This window comes from Nostoc sp. 'Peltigera membranacea cyanobiont' 232, assembly GCF_002245985.1.
In the GTDB taxonomy this organism is placed as follows: domain Bacteria; phylum Cyanobacteriota; class Cyanobacteriia; order Cyanobacteriales; family Nostocaceae; genus Nostoc.
On record NZ_NOLK01000024.1, the window covers coordinates 34,711 to 61,112 of the forward strand.

22 protein-coding genes are annotated in these 26,402 nt (G+C 42.1%); 15 read left to right on the forward strand and 7 right to left on the reverse strand.

Features of this window, described 5'->3' with window-relative positions; genetic code table 11:
- Positions 1-15 precede the first annotated feature (15 nt).
- Positions 16-1,791, reverse strand: coding sequence for an asparagine synthetase B family protein (locus CDG79_RS10780; RefSeq protein WP_094342131.1), 1,776 nt, complete (start codon positions 1,789-1,791; stop codon positions 16-18).
- Between the two features lie 123 nt (positions 1,792-1,914).
- Between CDG79_RS10780 and CDG79_RS10785 the strand changes: the two genes are divergently transcribed.
- Entirely contained in the window at positions 1,915-3,279 is a 1,365-nt protein-coding gene (locus CDG79_RS10785; RefSeq protein WP_094342132.1) for an amidase, read from the forward strand.
- Here the strand turns inward: CDG79_RS10785 and CDG79_RS10790 are convergent.
- Positions 3,251-4,360 carry an LLM class flavin-dependent oxidoreductase gene (locus CDG79_RS10790; RefSeq protein WP_094342133.1) on the reverse strand — a complete coding sequence of 370 codons (1,110 nt, stop codon included), beginning with the start codon at positions 4,358-4,360 and terminating at the stop codon, positions 3,251-3,253. The genes CDG79_RS10785 and CDG79_RS10790 overlap by 29 nt on opposite strands.
- Before the next feature lie 145 nt (positions 4,361-4,505).
- Complete coding sequence (locus CDG79_RS10795; RefSeq protein WP_223278094.1) at positions 4,506-5,237, reverse strand: hypothetical protein; 732 nt, start codon at positions 5,235-5,237, stop codon at positions 4,506-4,508.
- Between the two features lie 380 nt (positions 5,238-5,617).
- Here CDG79_RS10795 and chrA point away from each other — a divergent pair, with 380 nt between their 5' ends.
- On the forward strand, positions 5,618-6,838 hold the full coding sequence (chrA, locus tag CDG79_RS10800) for a chromate efflux transporter (RefSeq protein WP_094342135.1): 1,221 nt from the start codon (positions 5,618-5,620) through the stop codon (positions 6,836-6,838).
- 449 nt (positions 6,839-7,287) lie between these two features.
- A complete protein-coding gene (locus tag CDG79_RS10805; RefSeq protein WP_094342136.1) occupies positions 7,288-8,505 on the forward strand; it encodes a glutathione S-transferase family protein in 1,218 nt (405 codons plus the stop codon).
- Positions 8,506-8,708: 203 nt separating this feature from the next.
- Here CDG79_RS10805 and CDG79_RS45445 read toward each other — a convergent pair whose 3' ends face one another.
- Positions 8,709-9,062 carry a DUF3011 domain-containing protein gene (locus CDG79_RS45445; protein ID WP_094342137.1) on the reverse strand — a complete coding sequence of 118 codons (354 nt, stop codon included), beginning with the start codon at positions 9,060-9,062 and terminating at the stop codon, positions 8,709-8,711.
- A 488-nt stretch (positions 9,063-9,550) separates the two neighbouring features.
- The gene (locus tag CDG79_RS42235) at positions 9,551-9,871 is read right to left on the reverse strand and encodes a hypothetical protein (RefSeq protein WP_094342138.1); all 321 of its coding nucleotides are present in this window, start codon (positions 9,869-9,871) and stop codon (positions 9,551-9,553) included.
- A 653-nt stretch (positions 9,872-10,524) separates the two neighbouring features.
- On the opposite strand from CDG79_RS42235, the gene CDG79_RS10820 reads away from it, so the two are divergent.
- The 10 genes from CDG79_RS10820 to CDG79_RS42240 all read left to right on the forward strand — a co-directional run bounded on the left by CDG79_RS10820 (position 10,525) and on the right by CDG79_RS42240 (position 22,456).
- A complete protein-coding gene (locus CDG79_RS10820; RefSeq protein ID WP_094342139.1) occupies positions 10,525-11,421 on the forward strand; it encodes an inositol oxygenase family protein in 897 nt (298 codons plus the stop codon).
- 796 nt (positions 11,422-12,217) lie between these two features.
- The gene (locus CDG79_RS10825; protein ID WP_094342140.1) at positions 12,218-13,225 is read left to right on the forward strand and encodes an ABC transporter substrate-binding protein; all 1,008 of its coding nucleotides are present in this window, start codon (positions 12,218-12,220) and stop codon (positions 13,223-13,225) included.
- A 108-nt stretch (positions 13,226-13,333) separates the two neighbouring features.
- Entirely contained in the window at positions 13,334-14,362 is a 1,029-nt protein-coding gene (locus tag CDG79_RS10830) for an ABC transporter substrate-binding protein (RefSeq protein ID WP_189524954.1), read from the forward strand.
- A gap of 262 nt (positions 14,363-14,624) precedes the next feature.
- Entirely contained in the window at positions 14,625-16,181 is a 1,557-nt protein-coding gene (locus tag CDG79_RS10835) for a sugar ABC transporter ATP-binding protein (RefSeq protein WP_094342142.1), read from the forward strand.
- Positions 16,178-17,176, forward strand: coding sequence for an ABC transporter permease subunit (locus CDG79_RS10840; protein WP_094342143.1), 999 nt, complete (start codon positions 16,178-16,180; stop codon positions 17,174-17,176). Before CDG79_RS10835 ends, CDG79_RS10840 begins: the two co-directional genes overlap by 4 nt.
- A 139-nt stretch (positions 17,177-17,315) precedes the next feature.
- Positions 17,316-18,716, forward strand: a complete 1,401-nt coding sequence (locus tag CDG79_RS10845) for a sugar porter family MFS transporter (protein WP_094342144.1) — start codon at positions 17,316-17,318, stop codon at positions 18,714-18,716.
- 433 nt (positions 18,717-19,149) lie between these two features.
- The gene (locus CDG79_RS10850; protein WP_094342145.1) at positions 19,150-20,196 is read left to right on the forward strand and encodes a Gfo/Idh/MocA family oxidoreductase; all 1,047 of its coding nucleotides are present in this window, start codon (positions 19,150-19,152) and stop codon (positions 20,194-20,196) included.
- A 129-nt stretch (positions 20,197-20,325) separates the two neighbouring features.
- Entirely contained in the window at positions 20,326-21,942 is a 1,617-nt protein-coding gene (locus tag CDG79_RS10855) for an iron uptake porin (RefSeq protein WP_094342146.1), read from the forward strand.
- A 141-nt stretch (positions 21,943-22,083) separates the two neighbouring features.
- Entirely contained in the window at positions 22,084-22,266 is a 183-nt protein-coding gene (locus CDG79_RS45450; protein ID WP_094342147.1) for a restriction endonuclease, read from the forward strand.
- On the forward strand, positions 22,187-22,456 hold the full coding sequence (locus tag CDG79_RS42240; RefSeq protein ID WP_189524955.1) for a hypothetical protein: 270 nt from the start codon (positions 22,187-22,189) through the stop codon (positions 22,454-22,456). Before CDG79_RS45450 ends, CDG79_RS42240 begins: the two co-directional genes overlap by 80 nt.
- A gap of 505 nt (positions 22,457-22,961) precedes the next feature.
- Here the strand turns inward: CDG79_RS42240 and CDG79_RS10865 are convergent.
- Positions 22,962-23,594, reverse strand: coding sequence for a hypothetical protein (locus tag CDG79_RS10865; RefSeq protein WP_094342148.1), 633 nt, complete (start codon positions 23,592-23,594; stop codon positions 22,962-22,964).
- Positions 23,595-23,709: 115 nt separating this feature from the next.
- Positions 23,710-23,979 carry a hypothetical protein gene (locus CDG79_RS10870; protein ID WP_094342149.1) on the reverse strand — a complete coding sequence of 90 codons (270 nt, stop codon included), beginning with the start codon at positions 23,977-23,979 and terminating at the stop codon, positions 23,710-23,712.
- A gap of 150 nt (positions 23,980-24,129) precedes the next feature.
- Between CDG79_RS10870 and CDG79_RS10875 the strand changes: the two genes are divergently transcribed.
- Both CDG79_RS10875 and CDG79_RS10880 read left to right on the forward strand, forming a co-directional pair.
- Complete coding sequence (locus tag CDG79_RS10875; protein ID WP_094342169.1) at positions 24,130-24,813, forward strand: response regulator transcription factor; 684 nt, start codon at positions 24,130-24,132, stop codon at positions 24,811-24,813.
- Positions 24,810-26,315, forward strand: a complete 1,506-nt coding sequence (locus tag CDG79_RS10880; protein WP_094342150.1) for an ATP-binding protein — start codon at positions 24,810-24,812, stop codon at positions 26,313-26,315. Before CDG79_RS10875 ends, CDG79_RS10880 begins: the two co-directional genes overlap by 4 nt.
- Positions 26,316-26,402 lie beyond the last annotated feature (87 nt).

Genomic DNA, 26,402 nt, shown 5'->3' on the forward strand with positions numbered 1-26,402 from the left:
TAAGTTGACAGAGTACTACGCTTTTCGATTTACCTGTAACCAAATTTCTAAACTGACAAGCAACCACAGCTTCACCCCATAACGACTCCAAGTATCTCCTTGATAGTTTAACCAATTACGAATTGGTAACTGGTTCAAGTAAGGAGTGATAGCCGCATGACCATTGAGCAATAAATCTCTGGCTTCTTGCTGCCAATATTTCCGAAATCCTAACTGCACGGGCACCATCATGCCGCTTTTGGGACGATGAATAATCGCATCTGGTAAAATATCTGCGTTCGTCGGAGACTTACCGTAGGTAATCGCTTGCTTTAAGACAGCTTTTTCTTTCACTCCAGAAAGCTTATACTGTGGAGGGATTTCCATGCTTAAGTCTACTACTCGTTGGTCAAATAGAGGAGAACGACCTTGCAAAAGGGCTGCTTGAGTCAAGTTACTGACTTTGGTCAGAATTTGGTCAGCGCCTTTATATTTGATGTTCATTGCCATCAAACGATTCAGATAGCTGGCTTGGGAAGATAAATCTTCTTGAAAAACCCAAGGTGCTGTTTGTACTGCTGTCCAAACTTCTGGTTTTAAAAGTTGCGGTAAGTCAACAGCGCACTTTTGGAAGGAAATTAAATAAGCTTGCAATGCATCCTGATTGGTGACAGAACCATATAAACTGTTAATTAGCATTGGCTGATTTTTTGGCCCACCAAAACAGGGGTCGCCACCTTCACCATTTAAAACTACTTCTACGCTTTCTCTCGCCAATCGCCCCAGCAAAAGGTTGGGAACAGTTAGTGGGTCGCCAATGGGGTCATCTAAATAGGCCATTGTTTCCGGCAGACGTGACCACATATCCTTAAAGGTGATTTCTAAAATGTGGTGCTGCGTCTGGCAATGGGATGCAACGAGACTAGAAAATTCTAACTCATTGGGACATTCAGAACCGAAATGAATCGAGAAGGTGTGAACTGGTGCTTTGTGGAATTTCGCTACTAAAGCAGTGACACCGCTAGAGTCCAAACCGCCAGAAAGAAAAACGCCGACGGGTTCATCGGCTGGTGGTAAATATTCTTGAACAACTTGCTCTAAGAGTTCTCGCAAGCGATCGCCATGCCATGCTAAAGGTTGATCTACTGCTATGATCTGTTCTTGAAGCTGCCAATAGGCTTCAACTTTGTGGTCGGGAAATTCTAAAACGGTTCCAGGTCGCAGTTCCCGCACCTGTTCCCAAAGCGTTCTTTCTCCTGGAACAAAGGCACAACAAAGATAATCTCGCAACGCCACCAAATCTAAATCGGATGAACGATGGGGTGATAAAGTTCTCAGTTGAGGCGCAATCCAACGAACCGAACCAGTGGTAGTGTAGTAGAGGGTACGAACACCGATGCGATCGCGAACTAACTTCAATACCTGTTTTTCTCGATCCCAAATCACTAGCGCAAACATCCCCACAAGTTGGCGAAGACATTCAAAGCCCCATCGTTCCCAAAGATTAGCAACTATTTGCAAAGAAGTTTCTTTAAAGCTATCCGGTTCAATGCCTAACTTTTGTAGTAACTGCACTCGGTTAGTTAACCAAATATCACCAACAACAACAAATCGTCCTCCAGAACTGATGGCTAATTTTTCCGTCAGAAATCCCGAAGCTGTACGTGGTAGAATTACAGAAAAATTTTCATCTCGCCAAGCGATATTTTCATAACTTTTATCAACTTTTCCCCAAGCTACGCGCCAGGTTGGGTCAGTTTTGGTGAATTCGATTTTAGGAGATTTACGATTTTTAAACGCATCAAATAGCATGGGAAATTTTCAACGCATAATTAGTAATTTTAGGCAGTTTTAAAATAAATAGACCACACAGAAATTTCTCTCCAAGAAGGCTAATTATGCAATTCAATTTGGAACAGCTTACCTTTCTCTAAGATGCAAGCAGATTCTATCCCTAAAACGATCGCACAAGCAAGTCAGCAAATGCAAAGCGGCTTGCTAACTTCCAGAATATTAGTCAAGCATTATCTCGAAGGTATCCAAAAGTTCAATCCTACACTCAAGGCTTTTATTACCGTTTTCGAGCAACAAGCCCTAGAAACTGCTATACAAAAGGATTTTGAGCGAAGTAACGGTCAAGAATGCGGATTGCTACACGGAATTCCTATTGCTGTAAAAGATAATATTGATACAGTAGGAGTAAAAACTACAGTTGGTTCACAACTTTTTTGCGATCGCATACCATTATCTGATAGTGTAGTTGTCCAAAAGCTAAAGGCAGCAGGTGCGGTAATTTTAGGTAAGACAAATTTAAGCGAGTTTGCGGCTGACCTTTCTGGAAACAATCTTTTTTATGGAAATACTTGCAACGTCTGGAACCACAACCACTCATCAGGAGGTTCTTCTAGCGGAAGTGCAACCGCTATTGCGGCTCATCTTTGTTTAGCTGGAATTGGTACAGATACTGGTGGTTCAATTCGAGTTCCCGCCAGTTGGTCAGGTGTGGTGGGATTGCGCCCAACTCACGGACTACTTAGCAATGAAGGGATTTTTCCCCGCGCTCCTAGTTTTGATACAGTTGGGTTTTTGACAAATTGTGTAGAAGATATTGCCATTTTACTTGATGCTGCACTCTTCCCTATCTCCACAAATTTAAAACAACTGTATCCTCTATCAAATAACATCAACGGTTTAAAGTTGGGCATAATTAGTAACTATACATTCCGTGGGATTGAACCAGAAGTTGCCAATGCAATTTCTAACGCCATATCCATATTGAAACAACTAGGGGTGGAAATTATCACCATAAATTCTCCATTTTTAGAAGAGGAATTTGACGAGGTGACTTATTCTACTATTGCTCTTTATGAATTTCATCAAGTTTTGCAAGCAGAATATGCTAAAAACCCCAATATATTTGGAGCAAAAGTACAAAGTGACTTATCTAAAGGAGTCAAAATTTCTCATCAAAGTTACAAAAAAGCAAAGCATAAATGGGAAGAATGTTTTCTGCAACGGCAAAAACTGTTTCAGCAAGTGGATGTTTTGCTAACACCCACAACACCAATGGTTGCACCTCTTATTAACACAGATACTAAAATTTATCAATTAAATCGGCGATTTATGTTACCTTTCAGTTTTCTGGGTTTACCTGCAATATCGTTACCTTGTGGTCGAAGTAGTCAGGGTTTATCTATAGGATTGCAACTTGTTGGTAATTCTTATACTGAAGCTTTAATTTTGAAAGTTGCTTTTGCCTTTCAACTTGCTACTACTTTCTTTGAAGATAGCCTTCTCTAACTAACGGTAAAACATTTCGCCCCACATTTTCGCACTCTTCTAAATGGGGATACCCAGACAAAATAAAAACTGTGATTCCCAAATCTATATATTCTAAAAGACGCTCCGCTACTTGCTGATAACTACCAACAATAGCCATTCCCGCACCACTCCGCACCACCGAAATACCAGCCCAAAGCAGTGGTTCGACATACCAATTTTCATCAGCATTTCCCCGTAATTCCCACTGTCGGCTTTGACCAACACTTTCCCGTTTGGTATTAGGAAACTCAGTGGCTCGTGCTTTAGCTAATACTTGTGGAGAAACTTTTGCCAGTATTTCTTTTGCTGTTTCCCTGGCTTCGATTTCAGTTGTTCGAGCAATAATATTAATTCTCAATCCATAACGCACCTCTTTTATGCGTCCGCAATTACTAACTAATTCCTGCATCTGGTTGATTCGGTCAGCAAGTTGTTGTCGTATTTCTCCCCACATCAGATAAACATCTGCAAATTCTGCACCCACTTGTTGAGCTATTTCGCTTGCACCACCGAAATAAAATAGCGGCCCAGACGGTTGCAGAGGTAAAGTTTCTAACCGAGTTTGATGGAGTCGATAAAATTCTCCTTCATAGTCAAAGGGATTAGTTTTTGACCATAACTGCCGACAAATTTGCATAAATTCACGAGTGCGACGATAGCGGCTATCACGATCTAAATAATCACCATACATTGCCTGTTCCATTGGTCGTCCACCTGTAACAATATTAAGCGAAAGGCGACCTTTACTAATGTAATCTAAGGTAACAGCCATCTTCGCCAATATTGGGGCCGAATAGAATCCTGGACGTACAGCTACCATCGCTCCAGCATTCATAGTCAGGGCTAAAACTGCTGTTGCTAAAGTCCAAGCCTCCATAATGTGGTGGTTGAAACCCATACCAATTAGAACCTGCCGAAACCCAAATTTTTCTGCTGTTTTAAAAATCTCAACGGTATACTCAAGACTGGGAGGACGTTCCCAAACGGGTAAACCTAAATAGAATCCATCACCAGATACCGGAGCGCACCAATTAAATTCCAGTTTCTCTTTTGCAAACATTTAGACAAATTTTAAATTGCGATTCAATTATGCACTATAGAGTAAAACAAAACTTAAAATGCAAGTTAATGCACGGAATTTGTGTTGCAATTAAAGATAATAATGAATCGTCGGCAGCGTTATTAAGAACTACGAATTGTTCAAATTAATTTTCAGAAATATAGATTTTTAGTTGAAGGTTTGTTCTCAAACTGCTAAGGTAAGCTAGCAGCGCATAAATAAAAATCACAATTCCAGCCATTTCTAAAAATTCTTCAACAACTATGCCAATTAAGGTTATTAGGCTAAGTCGCCCAAAATCTTCTCTCAAAAGTCCACCTACCATTTCCATGCCTAAAGTTCCACTCACATAAACAACTGCGGCAATCAGAAATAAATACCGAGTCTTGTGAGGGAGATGGAGCCAAAATTTTAGATATTTAAATGCAAAAAATACCAATAAAATAGCACCAGGTATAACCCAGGTTTGGTAAAATATAGGATTGAGATGAAGCCATTCTCGCACTGACGGAATTATCAAAATCTCGTGAAAACTAAATGCTTCATCAAAACTCAAATATAAAAATATAAAATATAATATTTTCCACTGAGAGAAATAGCGGTCTTCCGTCTTAATAGCGGTAATTGTTTTAAGTAATCCCGAACAAAATAATAGAGAGAATGCAGAATACCAGGCAGGAATATTCAATTCTTCATCTAAGCTAAATAGGTCGTAAAACCATTTGCTAGCTGGGAACGAAAACTCCGTAAGCAAGAAATAGGTACTTAGAACGCCTGCTAAGGTGAGGCAGATAACTGCGACAATTAAACACCGAGCAATTGTTTTAGCATAAAGATGAATTGGTAACTCTATATTATGGCTTGATACTTGCTGCATACGCATATTGAGCTAATTTCCTTTATGGGAAAAAAATAATTAATAGGAAATTATCTCATATAGGCAAATGATATGAGCTAACTTTACAGAATTTTGATTAAGGAAAATCCTAAATTTTGAACGGAATTGCCAACATACTACATTAAGGCTATCTAAATAGTGTATTTTATGAGCAATATTAAAAAAGTTAGTGATAACTTGAGCTAAGGGACTTCCAATTAAAAAAATATCCAATTTTGTAGGGTGCGTTAGCGACAGCGTAACGCACCGCCAGATATCTCGGTGCGTTACGGCTTTCGCCTAACACACCCTACTGTATATTTTATTTTTTGGAAGTCGCTAATAGTCTAGAAGTGGATGAAAAATATTGCCTAGCAAAGATGACTAACTCAGCACCAAGTCGTTTGAGCGAACTCGCCAAACTGTTTTTTAAACTGGGCGTTATCGGCTTTGGGGGCCCGGTTGCCCATATCGCCATGATTGAAGATGAAGTAGTTAAGCGTCGTCAGTGGTTAACAAGGGAGCATTTTCTGGATTTGCTGGGCGCAACTAACCTAATTCCTGGCCCAAATTCTACAGAAATGGCTATTCATATAGGATACATCTACGCAGGATGGTTAGGGCTGATTGTGTCAGGTGTCTGTTTTGTCTTACCTGCGGTTCTAATTACTGGTGGGTTTGCTTGGGTTTATGTTACCTACAGTACTCTACCTCAAGTTGCTCCTTTACTCTATGGCATTAAATCGGCTGTTTTAGCAATCATTATCAATGCCCTCTGGGGTTTGGCAAAAAAGTCTGTGAAAACTAGCCAATTACTCGTCATTGCTTTAGCTGTGGCATTAATGACATTATTGTTCAAATTAAATGAAGTAATTGCCCTATTAATTGGGGGATTGCTAGGTATGGTTTGGTTACATTCTGGGAATAAAAACGATAAATCAGGAAATAAAGCCAGCTTTCTGCTTGCTAGTCTCAGCACAGGTGCGACTTTAAAGGCATCAACGGTTGTTGCAGCATCGGTAGCTACTGCATCTACTGTAACCAACGTTTCTTTATGGCAGTTGGGTTGGTTTTTTCTCAAAGTCGGTAGTGTCTTGTTTGGTGGTGGCTACCTTTTGGTGGCTTTTATCCAAGGGGGATTAGTTGAAGAATACGGCTGGCTGACACAACAACAGTTACTAGATGCGATCGCAATTGGTCAATTTACTCCTGGGCCAGTACTTTCTACTGCTACATTTATAGGTTATATCATTGCTGGTATACCTGGCGCAATTGTTGCCACAATCGGAATTTTTCTACCTTCTTTTGTTTTCGTTGCTGCCCTCAATCCCTTAATTCCCCGCTTACGGGCCTCTTCTTGGACTAGAGCATTTTTGGATGCGGTGAATGTTAGTGCTGTAGCGCTAATGGTTGTTACCACCCTGCAACTTGGAGCAGCCACTTTAACATTACCACAAGCCCCGTTTGTAGATTTTCTCGCCTTGGCGATCGCGATCGTCTCAGCCATTTTAGCTATTCACTTCCGAATCAATGCTGCATGGCTAGTCTTTGGTAGCGCTTTTATTGGATGGGGCGCTTCACTCTTGGGCTACACTCGTTGAAATTGCATATTTTATCAAAACAGAATTCAGAATTCAGGAGTCAGGAGTCAGTTGGATTGATCCGCCAACAGTCTCATGCCTTTCGCCGGAGCTTTTTCAACAAGCCAATGTTAAATCTTGCTTTCAAACTATTTTCATGTGATAATCTCCGTTAACACCGGTAAAATCGCATAGTTACCGTAGTTAATGGCGTGAGTTGAATAATTAAGTTTTAATCTGTTTAAAAGTTATAAGCATGGTAATAGACATACCAGTTTCTAACTTCAGGACTGCTATCTAGAAAAAGTTTGCTAATTTGCATTGTAACAGACATATTTATGCATATCTGTGCATATTTTAGATTGAAGTTATAAATATTGACGGATGAATTTTTCCTGCCAATGTTTATCTATATATTTCCATCCCACCATCTCAATTATTCAAGAGTCATAAATTTGTTAAGGTGAAATATGTCAATTCAAGACACAGTATCTAATTGGGAACATCTGTTAGAAATTGCCAAAAAAAATACCCCTGCTCGACGGGTGCGTAGACCAGGCCAATCTCCTTCTACTGCTCCCATTCCTAGCAGTCTTCATAAACTGCCGCCAAATACCGAACCACCAGTATTGCTCTACCGCGATACTAACTCTTGGTGTCCATTTTGCGAACGGGTTTGGTTTGCTCTCGAAGAAAAAGAAATTCCCTTTGCGACCGAGTTTATCGACTTGACTAACAAGCCTAAATGGTATATTGATTTAGTTCCTACAACCCTTGTCCCGGCTGCTAAAATTGAGGGCAAGTTAGTCTATGAATCCAAAGAGATTCTGTTAGCATTAGAAGAACGATTTGGCCCAACTTTGCTTCCTGAAGATCCACAAGAAAACGCCATTGCTAGGCAGTGGCTTGAAGATGCTGAAACCAATGGTGTCAGAGATATCGCTTACAAATTCCTCCGACAAGCCCCTGAAGATCCTCATGAATTAGCCAGCTTACAGGTAGCTTTTGAAGCTAAATTAGACGAACTTGAGCAACTTCTCGGAAAGTATTCTGGCCCCTACTTTTTGTCAACATTTAGCGTGGTAGATATTACCTATAGCCCCCATTTAGATAGATTGGCGGCTAACTTACCTGTTTATCGAGGATATCACCTCAAAGGAAATCCCCGCTATCCTCTCATCAATGCTTGGTTTGAAGCACTCAAACAGCGTCCCGCCTATCACCGCGTCAAATCGGATGATACCACTAACAATTTACTTCTGCGTCGCCGATGGGGTGTGACACCAATCGGTAATCCTTTACCCCCAGATCCAGCAACTAGCCAAGAAATCCAATTTCGGGCAGAAGCGGCCGAGAGATTGACTGATAACCGAGAAGTTGCTTTAGGAGACATCCTAAAAAACTCCGGGGTGCAAGCATTGGCGGTTAATGGCGACACGACAGCAGTGAAAGAAGCAGTTGATTTTCACCTCAGATTGCTGGCTGACTATCTCATTAATGGCAATGGTGCAGCATTACCGTGGGGGCGCGTGGGCGGCAAAGACAACGCCGATCCGACTGTGGCTGCGATTGGAGCCATTACACTCGCATACGTGAGAAATCGTATATGTGCGCCACGAGATATGAGCGCTGGTGCTGCAACTGCATTCCGGGCAGCAGCAGATAAGGTGTTGGCATCTCTTTATTAGCGATCGCTCGTGACGGTTAAGATTTTAGCGTTGCATATTTGCGAGATGAATTGGCAGTTGGAAGCATTGAAAAATTATTCCGCATTAAACAAAATCATCTCATGATTCAGCAACGCCAAGATCCTATTTGGCGTGGTGGTAGTCTAAACAATTTTAGCTACCACCTGTTTTGCTCGGTATGATGACCCCAAATGCCCAATTTCCTATCTATCATATCTGTCATTTCTATCATATCTGTCATTTCTGTCATTTCTGTCATTTCTGTCATACCTACCGTTTCTGCGATCGCCAACTGAAAACTCAGCCCGGCAACCATTTCTCACCCAAACACGATTATTCCTATACCCCCAATTTCCTCTACAAGTGGCATTAGACAATTGTCTAACAAGCCTGACTCTGCCTCTACTAGGTATTGAACAAGTATTCCTCTGATTATTACTGCTTGAACAAGTGATTATCTCCTGGGCTGAAGCGGGAGCTGCAACGCCCAAAAGTGTGGCTAGACTAACGCTGGCAACCATAAAGGTGGCAGCAACTATGGGGAAACGTATTAGCATAATAAATGTTAGAACTCTTCAACAATCAAATACTATAGTAATTGTAGCGAACTGTTTTATAGGATGTTTTTATAGCGGATTAAATGCAAAGATTCTTTGTACTGTCAACAGTACTAGGTATAACATTCTCTATCAAGCAGATAATCATTATTTAAGAGACCATTTATAAAGTAAACCTTAAATTGTAAAGTGCGTTAAAGCAGCGCGTAACGCACCTGAAAATATGGTGCGTTACGGCTGAATTAGACTTTCTCAAACCCTCAAACTCTACACAGCCGTAACACATCCTAACTTTTTATTTACTTTATAAATAGGCTCTAAGTTTTAATTTAACTTTGTAAAATATTCGAGCTGATAGAAAACTATATCCGAAGATATTTCCGAGATTTATTGTAAGGAGAACAATGGTATTGATTTGAGTCAATTTATACCAAAAAAGGAGAGTGTTGCTACTCTCCTTAAAGGTTATATAAGGTGAAATTTACAGCTTAGTGATGAAAACGAGCTTGACGTTCGCGTAATTCACGAGCGCGTTGTTCGCGGGCTTGACGTTCATGCAATTGACGAGCTTGACGTTCGCGTAATTCACGAGCGCGTTGTTCGCGAGCTTGACGTTCGCGTAATTCACGAGCGCGTTGTTCGCGGACTTGACGTTCGTGTTGGACTTTGCTGTTATTAAAAGCTACAGTATCACTATTAAAACGATCGCGACCGGATTTAAATTCAGCAGCATTAGCATTTTGAGAAATAGCAGTAATTGAAGCAACTGCTAATAAGCTTCCAAGTAGAATAGATTTCAAGCGGTTCATATATCTTGTAATATACTTTGTATTACTTGATTTGTATGTACTCAATCTAATCGAAGCCATTAGGCACACGCCTGTGAAAAAAGTCATGTTTAAGTGGTTACTTTTGTCCCTAATATCAGGATTTATATTTGATTTTTGAAATTGGTTAACGGTCGAAACCTTACCTGAGATGGATGATACCCTCAGTACGTTTTACGCAGTAGTCGGTATTATAATTGCTGCAACAACCTTATTTATGGCTCACTGATTCGGCATCTTAAGCTTTTGTTTGCGAATCAGCTCTAACACTCCTTTAGGAAAAGCCGATAAAAAACTTAACATAGATTTTGCACATGTGTGCATAAAGCTATTTATTCAAAAATCTATCCAACAGATGAATTATCTGTTGGAACAAGGTTGTCGCTACCCAGATTGCATAAGTACTTGGTTTTGAGTCTGCACTCTACATTTCGTGTACTTTGTCAATATTTGAACCGAGTAGATTGTAAAAAATACTTAACGAAGTATGTTGTCCATAGTTATGCAAATAGAAAAGAAACTTAACACACTCTTTTGCACACGTGTGCAAAAATAAATTCATAACAACTCTTGCACACCTGTGCATAAAGTCCCAAAGTCTGATTTAAAAAATTAATATCGACGGGTAAAAACCTATGTCTCAAATTGTAAAGAATTCCATCGAACAAACTCAATACAATCCCTTACATTCACTAGAAGAGTGGGAAAAAGATTTACTCAATCGCTATCCCGATCCAGACAGCATAGTTAAAGAAGGTAAAACCACTGAAGCGTACAGAAATTACGAAACACTGACCAGAAACACGGTGAAAGAATTTTATCGCTTAAATCATATTAATCAAACATATAATTTTGTACTTGAGAAACAAAAGAATTTTCTCAAGTTTGATAAAAAAGAAATGTCCGTTTGGGATGCGGTTGAATTTTTGAATCAATTAGTAGATGATTCAGATCCTGATACAGATATGGATCAGTTACAGCACTTATTGCAAACATCAGAAGCCATTCGCGCCGATGGTCATCCTGACTGGATGGTACTTACTGGCTTCTTTCACGATATGGGGAAGGTGCTTTGCCTATTTGGTGAGCCTCAATGGGCTACTGTTGGTGATACTTATCCTGTGGGTTGTGCATTCTCCGATCAAATTGTTTTCCCGGAATTTTTCAAAGAAAACCCCGATTACAATAATCCCAATTACAACACCAAGTATGGTATTTACGAACCGAATTGTGGATTGAGTAATGTACACATGTCATGGGGTCATGATGAGTATTTCTATCAGATGATAAAAAACTATTTACCTGAACCTGCATTGTACATGCTTCGCTACCACTCATTTTATCCTCAACACCGGGAAAACGCATATAACCATTTGATGGATAAACACGACACAGAAATGTTTAAATGGGTGAATTTATTCAATCCTTATGATTTGTACTCGAAAAACCCTATTCCTCCTGATTGGCAAAAATTAAGACCATACTATGAAGATTTAGTGGCTAAATATTTACCAACGACGTTAAAGTTTTAAACTGATAACACTCGATAACTGGCTATTGCTCTGCAATAAAAATACCCTATTTATCTATAAGATGTTAACAGCAGTCAATCAACCTTGGATTTGAGATTAACCTTATGCCTAAAGGTATTTCTTCTGAGCAAGGGATTTGAGGGTTTTCGATAGTGGCTCTAAAACTAGGTTTAAACTTGGGATTTTGAATCCTTCAACTTCATTACCCAAAATCTAAAATTAGTCATCCTCTCATCTCCAGGCTGCATTATGATGCTTGGATATATAAATGTTAAGTTTTTTGAATTATCCCTAAGCTCAAAAATACTTAATATTTACAAATCCTATGATTCCGAGAGTTTTGACTAAAAGGAGATTAAAAATGTTTCTTTACTTTGTAAAGTTCGATAAAGAAAATTCATTTTTGTCCTAATGGAGGATAAGATAATAAAATGATTCAAGTATAAGTTTGCACTTTTAATAATATCATTTTTCTAGAGTTTTATTGAAAAGGTGGTTTGATTGTAGGCACATTAAAAAACCATTTTTACAACAACACATTAATGTGATTCCCTGACGTTAAGTAGCCGTCAAAAAATTGTTTTAAAATAAAACATCTAGTTTAGGGAAGTGAGTATTAGCAACTTAAACCACGTCAGTTTCCAAGACGTTTAAGAAGAGTTGATATTGACAAGGCTAGCAGTATCACTAGGTTAGGTCTGAATTTATTAGACCTAGTTGATATTGTGATAGCCTCGCATGTTTAGATTCTGCTGACCTTTCTCAAATTTAAATCCGTTGTTAGAAATAGACGAATATGAAGAGAATTTTGCTCATAGTTGGCATACTAGGTTTCACTGTTGTTAGCTGCACAAATAGCGCTCCAAATGACAATTCTGCTACTAATACTGGTACTAACACTGCTACCAACACTAGCTTAGAGACTAAAGAAAATAGTCCAAATAGAAAATTGCAAACAATTGGTGTCGCCTTGGGTGACTTGGGAAACCCTTTCTATAATGCAGTGCAGAAGGGAGCGGAGATAGAAGCTAAGAGAATTGGGGGTAATATCAGGGTTAATGCAGTTTCCAGTGGCTTCGATCTGAACCAACAAAGCAACCAAATTGAAAATTTTACTGCTGCGAATACTGATTTAATTATCCTCAGTGCTGTTGACAAAAAAGGAGTTAAACCAGTAATTGAGCGAGCAAGGCTTGCAGGTAAGGTTGTGATTGCCGTAGATTCAGCCGTTGATGCAGATGTAGATGCAATGATTAGCTCCAACAATACCCAAGCTGGAGAGATTGCTTGTCAATATATTGCCGATCGCATCAAAGGTCAAGGTAGTGTAGTCATTCTCAATGGTACGCCGATGGACTCAATCAATCAGCGAGTCAGTGGTTGTGAGAAATCATTATCTAAATATCCTAATATCAAACTCATCTCTAAAGACCAAAACGCTGAAGGGACAAGGGATGGAGGATTGAGAGTTATGAGTGATTTGCTCACAACCTTTCCCAAAATAGATGCCGTTTTTGCCACCAACGATCAAAGCGGTGTGGGTGCAGACTTAGCCGCTAGACAAGCAAAACGCAAAGAATTTTTTATTGTTGGGGTTGATGGTTCGCCAGATGCAACCAAAGCAATGGAAGACAAAGATGGTGTATTTGCTGCAACTGCGGCGCAAAATCCCGCAGGGATGGCCGAAAAAGCGGTTCAGATTGGCAACGATATCATCCAGGGTAAAAAACCTGAGTCACCTGACATTCTGATTCCAGTCAACTTGGTTACTAGAGACAACCTCAGCAGCTACAAAGGCTGGTAATAGTAATTTGTAATTCGTAATTCGTAATTCGTAATTACAAGACAAAGAGAAGGTTTGATATACGAGGGTTACAATACTTGACCCTGTTTTTAGACATTTAGGAGATATATGAATATGAAAAGGATTGCGATCGCAGCTAGCATACTAGGTATCATCAGTGGTGGTGTTGTCGGCTGTACAAATGCTTCCCCCGATAACAACACTGCTACTAACCCCGATCCAAAACCTGCTACCAATACTAGTGCTGAGACTAAAACTGCCACTGGTAATTCCAAATTACGATCTGTTGCCTTCACCGTTGGCGATTTAAGTAATCCTTTCTTCGTCCTCATGGGACAAGCAACTGAGGCAGAAGCAAAGAAAATTGGCGGTAATAATGTCAATGTTACCGTAGTTTCCAGTGCCTATGACCTGAATCAACAAGCCAATCAAATTGAAAATTTTACTGCTTCCAATACTGACATTATTATCGTCAATGCTGCTGATAAAAGCGGCATTAAACCAGCAATTGAAAAAGCAAAACAAGCAGGTAGAATCGTCATTGCGGTAGATACAGGTGCTGAAGGAGGTGTGGATGCCACCATCACTACTAATAATGTTCAAGCTGGAGAAGTTAGTTGTAAATATATTGCCGATCGCCTCAAAGGTAAAGGCAATGTTGTAATAGTTAACGGGCCGCCAGTTGACTCGGTGATTCAACGAGTTAGTGGCTGCGAGAATGTGTTGTCCAAATATCCTGATATCAAAGTTCTCTCCAAAAACCAGAATGCAGAGGGTAGTCGGGATGGAGGACTGAGAGTTATGACTGATTTGCTCACAACCTTCCCGAAAATTGATGCGGTTTTTGCCATCAACGATCCGAGTGGAGTTGGCGCAGAACTAGCAGCAAACCAAGCACAACGTAAAGATTTCTTTATTGTCGGGGTTGATGGTGCGCCAGAAGCAATCACTGCGATCGCAGCTAAAGACAGTTTATATGCTGCAACCGCTACTCAAAATCCGCGAGGAATGGCCGAAAAAGCAGTTCAGGTTGGAAACGACATTTTAAATGGGAAAAAACCTAGCAATCCTACCATTTTAATTCCAGTCAAGCTGATCACAAAAGATAATGTCAGCACAGAAAAAGGGTGGAAATAATAATAATTGTAAACTGACAATTATTAAAAATTATGTCAATTTAAATTGAGTCTTTTGATGCATTGACATGGTTTTTGCACATCCCCATGATGTATATATGTGCATCTGTAGAAAATTCTGAATGTTGGAAGATGACATTCAGAATTTTCTAAGATAGCAATCGGTTTTAAAAACCTGATTTTGTGATAATTTAAATTTCACATCAGCGATGAATTTATAAATTTCAATTGTGACTTTTAAATTCTTTTTACAGGAGATTTTCATGACAACAAGTATTGAAACCTCATTTACTGATGCACCAACCACCACCCCTGTATTAGAAATGCAAGGGATTACCAAAAGATTTCATGGTGTATCTGCACTCCAAAATGTTAATCTCACCATTTATCCGGGAGAAGTTCACGCCCTCATGGGTGAAAATGGAGCAGGTAAAAGCACATTGATGAAAATCCTGGCTGGGGCTTACATTACCGATGAAGGAGAAATTCGCATCAATGGTGAACCCCTGAAAATTACCGATCCGGCGACAGCACGCAAGGCCGGTATTAATCTTATTTATCAAGAACTAAATGTTGCACCTAATTTAACCGTTACCGAAAATATGTTTATGGGTAGCGAGTTGCGGCGAGGTCAGTTTTTAGACCGCAAAGCGATGCAACTGGAAGCAGAGCAAGTTTTAGAAAGCCTGGGAGCCAATTTTACAGCCCAGACTATAGTTGGTACTTTATCGATCGCAGAACAGCAACAAGTTGAAATTGCACGAGCGCTAAAAGATAAAAGCCGCGTTTTGGTGATGGATGAGCCAACAGCAGCCCTTTCTGACCGCGAGAGCGACCATTTATTTGAGGTAATTCGCAAACTGCGGCGTGATGGCATTGCCATTATTTACATCAGCCATCGGATGGAAGAAATCTACGCCTTAGCTGACCGGATTAGCGTCCTGCGAGACGGTCAATATATTGGTAGTTTGACACGCAGTGAAATTTCTCCACAACGATTGGTGCAGATGATGGTCGGGCGTTCCATGCAAGACTTTTACGAACATCAACGGCAAATGAATCCTGGCCCCGTGGTGCTGTCAGTCAGAAATATGAGCGATGCCCGCAAAAAGATTGAGCCGGCTAGTTTTGAACTTCATGCGGGGGAAATTCTCGGTTTAGCGGGGCTGGTTGGTGCAGGACGCACAGAACTATCCCGACTGATTTTTGGTGCTGACCGCAAAGCCAGTGGTGAAGTATTTTTAAATGGCAAAAAACTGGAAATTAATTCGCCCAGTGATGCCATTGCTGCGGGAATTGGCTACGTCCCAGAAGACCGGAAAGACCAAGGTTTATTTCTGGAGATGAGCGCCCGCAAGAATATTGCTATCAACACACTCAAGCAAGATGCAAAGGGTGGAATTGTTAACTGGGCTTCAGTTAATCGGCTATCAACAGATGCGGTAGAAAACTTTAATATCCGTCTAGCCAATTTGGAAATTCGAGCGCTGGATCTTTCTGGTGGGAATCAGCAGAAGCTACTATTAGCGCGTTGGTTAGCCATTAAACCCAGAGTCTTAATGTTAGATGAGCCGACACGCGGCGTAGATATCGGTGCCAAAAGCGAAATTTACCGAATTATGAGCGAATTGGCAGCACAAGGTGTTGCTATTTTAATGGTTTCCAGCGAACTATCAGAGATTGTCGGTATGAGCGATCGCGTCTTGGTGATGCGAGAGGGACAACTAGTAGGCGAACTGGACGGCAGTCTTGGCAAAGAAATCACCCAAGAAAAGATTATGCATTATGCAACTGGAGCATCGGAGGTATCAGCATTATGAGTCAGACAGTCAGACCGCCGACCAATAAATTAGCCAACAATCCAGCATCCCGCAACCGAAAATCAATCAGCACTCTGCTGGAAGTTGCGGGTATTCTGCCAATTTTAGTAATTATCTGCATCTTATTTGCATTCCTTTCTCCCAACTTCCTCACGGGCGGTAACATTGTTAATATCCTGCGTCAGGCATCAATCAATATTGTGCTGGCGACAGGAATGACCTTTGTAATTCTCACCGGCGGTATTGACCTATCAGTTGGGTCAATATTGGCTGTTTCTGCCGTCGTTGGACTGCTAGTATCGCTACTGCCGGCTTTAAGTTGGGCGGCTGTACCTGCTGCATTGCTGGCAGGATTGCTTTTAGGCTTAGTCAACGGCGCTCTCATCACCTTTTTGGATGTGCCACCTTTTATTGTGACGTTAGGTTCACTTACAGCCTTGCGGGGTGTGGCCTTCTTGATTGCCAAGGGGACAACGCTGATTAACCGGGACATCAACTTTGCTTGGGTGGGTAATAGTTATGTCGGCCCTCTGCCGTGGCTAGTAATCATTGCGCTATTAACTGTCATTGCTAGCTGGTTTGTATTGCGGCAAACTGTTTTAGGAGTGCAGATATATGCCGTAGGTGGTAACGAACGGGCAGCCAGATTAACAGGGATTAAAGTTAATCGCGTGTTGCTATTTGTCTATGGTATTAGCGGATTACTGGCAGGCTTAGGAGGAATCATGAGCGCCAGCCGTCTATATAGTGCCAGTGGCATATTGGGTCAAGGTTACGAATTAGATGCGATCGCAGCTGTTATTCTTGGTGGAACCAGCTTTACTGGTGGTATTGGTACCATTGGCGGCACTCTTTTAGGTGCATTAATCATTGCTATTCTCAACAACGGTTTAACTCTGTTGAACCTGTCTTACTTCTGGCAACTAGTCGTTAAAGGACTAGTAATTATTTTGGCAGTAATGATTGACCGACTCCGCAGACGTTCTAGACGGTAGAGTGACTGGTGATTGGGGACTGGGGGACACACAGAATAACTAACTAATCCCCAATACTTGTCTACCAGAGGCTGCATCAACACCCAATCCCCAATCCCCAATCCCCAATTCCCAATCCCCAATCCCCAATATATAAACTATGACCTCCACTACTGCTCGTCGTAAATCCAACACGTTATATGTCGTTTTAATTGCTGGTGCTGCTGCCCTTGGTGGGTTTTTATTCGGTTTTGATACTGCTGTAATCAACGGCGCAGTTTCATCTATATCAAAAGCTTTTAACACCGGTAGTTGGGTAACAGGGCTAGCAGTGTCCCTAGCATTGCTAGGATCTGCGGTAGGAGCCTTCTTTGCCGGACAAATTGCAGACCGTTATGGTCGAGTCAAGGCAATGGTGGTCGCTTCTGCGTTGTTTACTATCAGTGCCATTGGCTCTGGGCTTGCCTTCAGTATCTGGGATTTTATCTTTTGGCGAGTATTGGGTGGCATTGGAATCGGCGTTGCTAGCGTCATCGCGCCCGCTTACATTGCGGAATGTTCTCCTACCCATTTGCGGGGAAGATTGGGATCTCTGCAACAATTAGCGATCGTAGTGGGAATTTTCGTCGCCTTATTGAGCGATTACTTTATCGCTGTATCAGCAGGTTCAGCAGACTTGCCATTTTTGTTTGGAGTTGCAGCTTGGCGCTGGATGTTTTGGACAGCAGTTCCACCAGCTATATTCTACGGGATGATGGCTTTAACAATTCCTGAATCCCCCCGTTACTTAGTTGCCAAAGGACGGGAGCCAGAAGCTGTTAACGTTCTGACTAAGATTTTGGGGGGTGATGTGCTGCCAAAAATTGAAGAAATTCGGCAGACAGTATTTCGCGAACGCCAGCCTAAATTTTCTGACTTGTTGAGTAGAAGTGGTGGACTTCTCCCAATTGTTTGGGTAGGAATCGGCTTATCTGTATTACAGCAATTTGTGGGAATTAATGTCATCTTCTACTACAGCAGCGTTTTGTGGCGGGCAGTTGGATTTTCCGAACAAAGTTCCTTAAGCATCACGGTGATTACAGGAGCCGTCAATATTATTACAACATTAATTGCGATCGCCTTCGTGGATAAATTTGGTCGCAAGCCCTTGCTCATAGTAGGGTCAATTGGTATGACCTTTACCTTGGGAACGATGGCTTATATTTTTGGCAACGCTCCCCTAGATGCTGCTGGAAACCCCGCCCTCACGGGAAGCGCCGGGACTCTGGCTCTCATCGCAGCCAATCTCTATGTATTTTGCTTCGGTTTCTCTTGGGGGCCAGTAGTTTGGGTGTTGTTAGGAGAAATGTTTAATAACAAAATTCGAGCGGCTGCACTTTCAGTTGCTGCTGCCATCCAATGGGTTGCGAATTTCGTTATTTCCACAACATTCCCTCCCATACTCCAATATTTCGGTCTAGGTTCTGCCTATGGACTTTATACAATTGCGGCTGCTACCTCATTCTTTTTCATTCTCTTTTTTATTAAAGAAACTAAAGGAATTGAGTTAGAAGATATGTAATTTGTATCTATCTAATACCTCTGTGGCGTTCTGAACTGCATCATTTGTAAAAAGCTACATACCCGACTTCTAAAATTAAATCCAGTAGTATCTAAATGATTAAAAAACCGCAGAGGAAGAGAAAAGAGGAATAATTCCGATACAACCAAATTTAGTATCAAATCAAATAAGATTGCTATAACTCTTGTGGGGTGGGCATATTGCCCGCTCCGAGCGGGCAAGCTTTATGTAGACCATTTGATAACAACTAAATATAGGACTCCTATTTGATTTTTGAACAAAATTAGGTATGTAGGGTGTGTTAGAACGAAGTTCGTAACGCACCACTATCAAGGGTTTCGTGCCGTACTCTCCGCGATAACACCCTACGTATCTTTTCAGAAATCAAACCGGATTCCTATATAAGCTTTCGCTTCAGTCAATCAGTAAAAAGATGGAAACTCTCAATACGGCTCTTTGTTCTTATGGTTTGTCCGGTAAGGTATTTCATACGCCGTTCATTGACTTGCATCCCGGTTTTCAATTAGCAGGCTCCTGGGAAAGAAGCAAAAAGCTGATACAAGAAGATTATCCAGGAGTAAAAAGCTATCCTTCTTTGGAAGCATTGCTAGCCGACGATCGAGTAATGTTGGTGGTGGTAAATACACCAACTTATACACATTACGACTATACTAAACAGGCTTTGTTGGCAGACAAACATGTAGTTGTAGAAAAAGCATTTACCACTACAGTTAAAGAAGCAGAACAACTGAATGAATTGGCATTAAAACAGGGAAAGAAGTTATCTGTGTATCAAAACCGCAGGTGGGATAGTGATTTTAAAACAGTAAAAAAAATTATCCAAGAAGGCTTGCTGGGTGATATTATTGAAGCAGAATTTCAATTTCAAAAATATAAACCGGCACTCAGCCATAAACAACACGTAGAAGTTCCAAGTCCAGGTGCAGGAATATTAAACAATCTAGGCCCGCACTTAATAGACCAAGCTTTGCATTTATTTGGGATGCCGGATGCTATTTTTGCAGACATCCGAATCACAAGGCAGCGATCGCAGGTAGATGATTATTTCGAGTTAATACTCTACTACGACAAACTGCGCGTCAAACTAAAAGCAGGTTTCCTTGTGCGTGAGCCTGCACCTGCCTATATCATACATGGTACAAAGGGTTCTTTTCTCAAAAGCAGAGCCGATGCCCAAGAAGAGTATTTAGTAGCAGGCATCAAGCCTAATACACTTGATTGGTATACAGAGCCGGAAAGTGAATATGGCTTGCTGCATACAGAAAAAGACACAAAAGTAATTCGGGAAAAAGTAAAAAGCTCACAGGGCAGTTATTTAGGCTATTACGACGCGGTATATAAATCTATTATTGATAATCAGCCAATTGCTGTTACTGCCGAAGACGGAATTAATGGAATGCGGATTATAGAAGCGGCTATTAAAAGCAGCAATGAGCAAAGAGTCATAGGGTTGCTTTAAGTAACCAAAAACTGAAACTCAAAATATGTAAATTTAATGCTGATTAACTCACAACCTGCAAGCTTTGGTTTGAGTGTAATCTCTTGAGTTCCAAAGTCAGAAATTAACCACTTTCAAGTAAATAAGTCAATGCTAAAAATTGTTTTTCATAGCTTTTTTATCCTATTTTTGGCAGTTCCAGCAGTTTGGGCAACACCTCCAGAAGATGATTCTAATGCAGCAGATGCTAATAGGAATTTGCAGGGGCAAGTAAATTCTGTTTCCCAGTTTTCTGATGTACAACCAACCGATTGGGCGTTTGGTGCATTGCAATCGTTGGTCGAACGCTACGGCTGTATTGCAGGTTATCCCAATTCCACCTATCGCGGGAACCGCGCCTTAAGCCGTTATGAGTTTGCCGCAGGTTTAAATGCTTGTTTGGATCGGATTAATGAGTTAATTGCCACAGCGACTAGCGATTTAGTTAATAAGCAAGATTTGGCAGTACTGCAAAAGTTGCAGACAGACTTTGCCGCAGAACTGACTACTCTGCGCGGACGAGTAGATACCGTAGAGGCACATACAGCAACATTAGAGGCGCAGCAATTTTCCACAACTACCAGACTGAATGCTCAAATTATTACCGCCATTAGTGATACCTTTGGTAATAGAGTAGGTGGCGATCGCGATGAATCCCGTATCTACTTTGCAAACCGGGGTCGTCTCAACTTTGAGAGCAGTTTCACAGGCAAAGATTTATTGCGAGTCCGGCTAGAATTTGGTAACTTTGGAAATTCCACCAATGGTGCAAGCCAAATTGCCGCAGCTACAGGCACAGGCATGACACGCCTGAACTTTGACTATGACAGCAACGATACACTTTTTGTTCCCCACATCCGTTACTACTTCCCAGTCAGTGATTCTCTTAACTTCGTTGTTGGCCCCACAGGCATTGGTTACACCGATATTTCAACTACTGTCACTCCCCCCACAATCGCTGACGACGGCAATGGGGTTCCCTCACTATTTGGGTCATACAGTCCCTTATTCCGGCGAGGTGGTGGGGGTGCAGCCGCTAACTTGAACATTACCAAAGACTTGGTTCTCACCTTGGGCTATTTAGCAAGCACTCCCAATACGCCATCGGGCAGCAACGGCTTGTTTGATGGCGGCTACAACGCCCTGGCGCACTTAGCCTATTACGGTAAGGAAGGAGCTATTGGTGTTGCCTACTCTCATGGCTATAGTCCTGGTGGAGTAGTCGATCTCGCAGCCGGGACGGGTAGCACCCTGTCAAACGCTCCCTTTGGCAACAACATTGCTACTTCCAACGATATTGTCGGCGCACAGGGATTCTATCGCTTCTCTCCGAATTTCCAAATTCACGGTTGGGGTGGATATATTTGGGCAAATGCCAAGAGTTCTGGTTTGAGTGATATTTCTAATGGCAGAGGTGGAACAGATTCTCTATTTGTGAACAGTGGTGACAATGCCAATGTCTGGTTTGGCGCGATTGGTATGTCCTTTCCTGATGTGGGGGGTAAGGGTAACTTGCCAGGAATTCTCTTTGGTATACCACCACGTGTCTCTAACAGTGATGTCCGTCAAGACCGAGACACCGCTTACCATATCGAAGCCTTCTATCGCTACCGCCTAAACGATAATATCTCTGTGACTCCTGGTTTTTGGGTGATTCTCAACCCGGAAAACGACAGTAGAAATGATACGCAGTATGTAGGTGTGCTTCGTACAACCTTCGATTTTTAATTGAATGTGAATAGTTTGCTTGACTAACAGAATGCTAGTAATTAGTCATTAGTAGCAATGACTAATTACTAAATCGGCGGGCGGCTATTCCTCCCACCTCTTGGAAGAATAGCCGCCGATTTTCGTTCAGTAATCGCGCACATGTTATATGGGGTTGCCAAGACACATAACATAACAGGTGGGATTGCCATCACGAGTTCAAAATATAGCCATGCTTCTAAGAAGTTCGCTGATTTGAAGCCAGATGAGATTGCTGTATACGATCGCTCAGATATCCTCAGATGGATTGAAAAATACCGATGCAATAACGATGAAAAATCCTAACCTACGCCTGATAGCGATCGCTATATTTCCGCTTGAGAAAATTTTGAGTAATAGCACCCATCCTAGCTGCCGCTGCTGCGATCGCAAAACCACAACTCACTCAAGCAACCAGCCAAACAAGCCTGCTACAGTAAGGTTAAAATCTTTGGCAAATTCTGGCACTGGCAAACGTGTTCCTGGTTCATCGTAAAAAGTGGCGCTTTGATCTGGCGGATAAACAAACACAGATTGTTCCTCTGGATCGATCAGCCACGACTCAGAATGCGACTTATTTGATAATCATCTTTTTTCATGCCGCTTTCACCATGCTTTTTTTGTCAAGGTGATATTAAATAATTTGCCAGTCTTCTAAGATACAAGGGAACTCCAACGAATGGCACTAAGTTAAGCTGAAGGGTATGCAGCGTAAGGATTGCAGAGGAGCAGAGGAGCAGGGGGGCAGGGGCGCAGAGGGGAATTTCTAAATATCCGAACGCAATGCTTAAAACTTCTTCTTTCTCCCCTGCGCCTCCGCTCCTCTGCACCCCTGCTGCCTCAACGATTTTCCCTTATCAAGCGTGCCATTGGGAACTCCAACAAATAAATCGTCCAATCTTGTGGGGTCTCTAGTCAGCCTAGTTCAATATGACGAGCGAGACACCCATCCCACAAGAAATAGTTAGATATTTTTTTATTTGGAAGTCCTTAATTTTCAGCTATTTTGCTGGGTTAGGGCGATCGCCACCAGGAGGATGAGGCGGAATACCCAACGCATCTATCAACTGTTGTTCAGTGACACCCAGTTTTGCCGCAGCTGCTTTCAAGTCAGGTCGAGGTGGGCGCTGCTGATTGCGATCGCCTGGATTTGGAGGATTCGCAGGGACTCCCAACGCATCCTTTAACTGTTGTTCGCTAACTCCTAGTTTCGCCGCAGCCGCCTTAAAATCAGGATGGGGTGGGCGCTGATTGCGATCGCCACTTGGAGGATTAGCAGGAACACCCAACGCATCCTTTAACTTTTGTTCGCTAACTCCTAGTTTCGCCGCAGCCGCCTTAAAATCAGGACGAGGTGGGCGTTGCTGATTGCGATCGCCTGGATTTGGAGGATTGGCAGGGACTCCCAACGCATCTTTTAACTGTTGTTCGCTAACTCCTAGTTTCGCCGCAGCCGCCTTAAAATCAGGTCGAGGAGGTCGCCGTTGTCCGTCTGGTGGTTGGTTGGGTGGTTGTTGTGCCTGTGCAATTTGAGGAGATTGATTAGCGGCATTTGCCTGATTTAGTGAAATAAAACCAAATGTGCCAACCAGAACTGGAATTGCTGTTGCAACTAGTATTCTACGAATATTCATTATTGTTCTCCTAAAGATAGATTGTTTACATTTCTGATTTAACTGAACCAAAATTACAGTTTGCCCTGCTTGTAAATTACAGTTTTGTAATTTTGAGGAAGAAAGGGTGCTGCAATTAACGGTTATTGCGTTCTACACGATTTTGATCCGCGCCCTGATTCTGATTTTGAGGATGTTGGGGAGGATGCTTTTTCTGATTTAGACTGGGTTTAGAATGTCTAACCTGTGGTTTTTTATCAGATATTTGTGGTCTTGGAGACTGTTGAGAAATCTGGGCATTCCGATTGGATGGATTAGCGGCATTTGCCTGATTGGGTGTAACAAAACCAAATGTACCAATCAAAAAAGGAATTGCTGCTACGGCTAAGACTCGACGAATATTCATAAAAATCAACCTGCAAAAGGTAGGGTGTTCATATTTATGATTAAGCCACCTCAAAATTACAGTCCACTTGCTTTCTAAATTACAGTTTTGTAATTTAAGCACAAAGGTAATGAATCTAGAATGGAACAATATATGAACTAATAAATGCTTGTGAACGTTTTATTTGTTGAAGATGAAGCGAAAATTGCTAACTTCGTCCGGGCTGGACTGAAGGAGCAGGGATTTGTTGTAGACTACTGCGACAATGGTGATGAAGGATATCTGCGGGCATTAGAAAATGAATATGATGTTCTTGTCCTCGACATTATGGTGCCGGGAAAGGATGGACTATCAATTCTGAAACTCTTGCGGCGGCAAGGTCGGAATGCTCCGGTAATTTTGTTGACGGCTCGGAATGAACTAGACGATCGCTTAGAAGGGCTAAATTTAGGAGCGGATGACTATATCGCTAAACCGTTTTTTGTAGAAGAGTTAGCGGCTAGAATTCATGCCGTTGTTCGCCGGAGTGTGAGCGAGCGCCAAAATCTCCTTAGCGTTGGGCCGATCAAACTCGACCGGATTACCAGAGAAGTCACTTGCGATCGCCAGGCGATAGAACTTACCAGCCGCGAGTTTAATCTTCTGGAGTATCTGATGCGCTCTCCCGGACGGGTTTTCACCCGTACCCAAATTCTGGAGCATGTTTGGGGCTATGACTTTAACCCCAACACCAACGTCGTAGATGTTTGTATCCAGCGAATTCGTAAAAAAATTGACCCCATTGATGAAGCAGTCTGGATTGAAAGCATTCGCGGGGTTGGATATCGGTTTCGCAAACCAGAGTCTAGCTCATGAAGCTCCCTTCGTTTCGCCTCCGAATTGCCCTGTTATCTACGGCTCTAGCTGGAACCACATTAGTAGGGTTTGGCGCAGTCTCCTGGTTTCAGATTTACAATGCTAAAATCAGCCGTCTTGATGCAGAACTGTTAAATCACTTGATGCGGGCAACTCCAAACTTGCCACCACGGGGGGAACCTCCCAAAATTCAGGGCCAAGAAAACCGACCTTTCCGATGGCAATTTTACAAAGATTCATTATCTGATGGCTTCGGAACCAATACAAAAACCCCCATCGCCCTACTGGTGCTTGATGCAAACGGCAACATCCTTTATGAATCTAACTCTCTACCTGCTGACGTTGAGGTGAATCACCTGCTGCTTAAGCGTCTTCAGTTGATACCTTTACCACCACCCCCACAGGGAGAACCACCACCCTCTAATAGAAATCTGTCCGTTGGGCCGCCACCCTTTCTTCGTCCACGCCCACCTCAATTTGTTACCGAGCATACAGCAAAAGCAGCTTGGCGAATTGGGGCAACGAAGTTTCCTAATGCTCAGGTTGCCATTGCCGTTAATCTGGAAGCTATCGATCGAGAGATGGCTATCATTCGGAACATTTTTCTGGTTTCAATTCCGGGATCGCTACTGCTGGTTGCAGTCGGTGCATGGTTGGTTTCTGGTGGTGCTTTGCGTCCCGTCCATCAATTAACGGGTGCTATTCAACAAGTGACTGTCAAGGGGCTAGATCAACGGATTCCCATTGGGACAACTGATGTTGAATTTGTCGAGTTAATTCAAGTATTTAACCTGATGCTGGAACGCTTGGAACGCAGTTTTACCCAAGCTTCCCGCTTTAGTGGTGATGCGGCTCATGAACTGAAAACCCCACTAACTATTTTGCAAGGCGAATTGGAGCGAACGCTGCAACAGGTCGATCCGGGAAGTGAAGTACAACAGCGCTTAAGTAACTTATTGGATGAGGTGCGCCGCCTGAGTGGAATTATGCGAAAACTCTTGCTCCTATCTCTGGCTGATGCCGGAAAAATGAGCTTGTATCTGGTTGAAGTAGATATGTCTGAGTTGCTAATGGAGATGCTAGAAGATGTGGAAATGCTGGCTCCTCAGTTGAATGTGCAAACTGACTTTAGTGATGGACTGCGCCTACAGGGCGATCGCGATCTTCTGATTCAAGTTTTGCAAAACCTGTTCAGTAATGCTATAAAATACAATCTCGCCAACGGTTGGATAAAGATCCGCGCTCATCAAACTCAAACAACTCTCCATGTCACCATTGCCAATGCATCCAAAGATATTCCAGTGAGCGATGCCTACAGCGCACGCGATCGCATTTTTGAGCGCTTCTATCGCGGCGATCCGGCTCGAACCCGCAAGATAGAAGGCATTGGACTGGGACTCAGCCTAGCCCGTGAAATTGCCAGGGCACATCATGGCGACCTCACCCTTGACTCAACAGCTTTTGGTCAAACAGCTTTCACCCTCACCTTACCGATGAAGTGACAGAATTTGGAATCCTTATAAGCTCGGTTTTAGGTTGCAATTCTCACAAATCAAATAGGATTGCTATATATGAAAGAGCAATTTTCA